The sequence below is a fragment of the Pseudanabaena sp. BC1403 genome, assembly GCF_002914585.1.
Taxonomy (GTDB): domain Bacteria; phylum Cyanobacteriota; class Cyanobacteriia; order Pseudanabaenales; family Pseudanabaenaceae; genus Pseudanabaena.
The window spans coordinates 1-2,180 of sequence record NZ_PDDM01000063.1 but is presented as its reverse complement, the minus strand read 5'-3'; the positions used below and the strand labels follow the sequence as shown (position 1 = coordinate 2,180).

Below are 2,180 nucleotides of genomic sequence, written 5' to 3'. Positions count from 1 at the left end.
CTGTTAGAGTCGAGGTGGGGTATTATCCCCAGCCCCTCTCTATTAGATCCGAGCGTGCAACTTTCACTGCACTCGGCTCCCGATATTCTTAGCTTGCGCTTTTGCTCATGTGATAGAAGTCGTGGCAGCTTTCGTGTATTGCCACAAGATTTTTGGGCTTCCAATTCTGGTGATTTCCATCGACATGATGTAAATGCACTTTCTCATCGTCTGCGAATTTTAGTCCGCAGGTATCACATGAATGGTTTTGCTTTTTGAGAGCTTTAGAGGTTTCGCCATCATAGAGCTTACTTTTACGTTCGCTCCAGTAGGCAATATCGCCATCGTAGGGGGATTTCTCTCCTTTGACGTTGATATGGTTGTTTTCAGAATAAGAAACATTAGGGAAAGCTTTATCGAGTAATTTCTTACAGGAGTAGCAATTTTGCTTAGTTTCCTTTTTAAATACCTTAAACGCTCTGTATTGGATGGGAAATAACGAGTTTCTTGCCCCGTCCATCTTGCAGTAGCGGTGGTAATTTCTCCAACCTCTAACAATGGGTGCTAGCTTTTCGGCTTTCACATTTGCACCATAATTCGAGTTATTGATAATGGCTTTAACCTTCTTGCGGAATATTTTGAAATTTTCCTCAGAGGGTGTACTTCTAAATTTTCCATTTTTCTGACATTTGAAATGCCAGCCGAGGAAGTCAAAACCGTCTTTCGTGGCGGTTGTCTTGGTTTTTCTTTCACTAACCTTCATACCTCTTGTGGCTAGAAATTCGCTAATTTTGGCAAGTATTTTAACATCGTCATCTTCAGGGCGTAGAATTATCACCATGTCATCTGCATATCTTACAGATGGGGTGCGTATTCTTCCTTGGGTGTCTTTGTACCTATGGAGGTCTTCGATACCGTTTAGGGCGATGTTTGCTAGTAATGGACTTACTACTCCGCCTTGTGGCGTTCCTTGGTCTGGAAAACCTACATTAACTCCAGCTTTGAGACATCTAAAGATGCCAAGCTTTAGTCCAAAAGGGGCAATTAGGTTATCCATGATTGCAGAGTGGTTAATCCTGTCGAAGCATTTTTCAATATCGAGTTCGATAACTCGTTTATCTATTCCGTTGGCTTTACTGTTGAGGTTAATAAACATGATTTTCTGAGCATCATGTGCTGAACGTCCTGTTCGGAACCCATAGCTTCGAGCGTGGAAAGTTGCTTCGTGTGCTGGTTCGAGTGCGTATTTTGCTAGACATTGCCAAGCTCTATCTGCGATTGTAGGCACTTTTAGCTTACGCATTGTCCCGTCTTTTTTAGGGATAGGGATTTCTCGTAAGCCTGAATGTTTCCAGTTGATGTAGTGTTTTGCTAAAATCTTCTCTAAAGTGAAGCGTTCTTCAAATGTGAGTGACTTTTTGCCATCTATACCAGCCGTTTTTTTACCAGCGTTTAGCTGAGTTACTTGTCGAATTGCTAGTAGCCTAGCTGCTTTAGATTTGAGAATTAGTTTTTGTAAAGACCTTGCTTTCCGCATATCTTGAACTTGAACTGCTTTATACACTCGCTTTTGTAGTCTAAAAAGGTTGACTCGGAATTTCTTCCAAGGCAATTCTTTCCAAAGTTCACTGACATTCCTATCGTGGCTAACCATAAGCTGCTTGAGTTTGTGTAATCTGAATACCTTGAGGCAATTACGCCTCATCCTACCCGTGTCTAAGGAGTTAATCCGCTCGTCTGGCTTACCGTAGATTCGACAATTTACAGACCTTGGACACGTTTTTATTCGTTCCGTCCAGAAGATTGATATGTCCCGTTAGATGTAGCCAATTCAACCGCCAGAACCCCTTACTCTTACCGCTATTCAACGAAAGATGCGGCGGGATTATTTCTGGCAAGATAAGACTTTATTATTTGCGTCTTTCTACTCATAGGTTGCTTTTTTAGGCTCTGTTTCATCATAGGAACTCCCTGTTAGCGTCAGTGTCATCAGCATTTAGATGTCTGGTTACGCCCTGTTCCCAGCTTCACCCTGTAAAAACCGAGTTTACTCAGTGTGGGCAGATAAGGAGTCAGTCTTGAGTTTAGACGATAGGGTTTTCACCTATATCATCTGGACAGTTAAGCTATACTCTAGGATTTCTAGCTTCAGTGGTTATGTACGGACTGGTTACCGTGATTCACACTGAACGAATCGCACT

Annotated in this window: 1 protein-coding gene; it reads right to left on the bottom strand. The window is 42.2% G+C overall.

Going from position 1 to position 2,180, the window contains the following annotated elements; all coding sequences use genetic code 11:
* Positions 1-88: 88 nt before the first annotated feature.
* On the bottom strand, positions 89-1,633 hold the full coding sequence (locus CQ839_RS24520) for a reverse transcriptase domain-containing protein (protein ID WP_103670921.1): 1,545 nt from the start codon (positions 1,631-1,633) through the stop codon (positions 89-91).
* Between the last annotated feature and the right edge of the window lie 547 nt (positions 1,634-2,180).

What these genes read in the sequence shown, in the direction of transcription:
- CQ839_RS24520 (WP_103670921.1), bottom strand. Translation starts at nt 1,633, where the DNA reads ATGGTTAGCCACGATAGGAATGTCAGTGAACTTTGGAAAGAATTGCCT.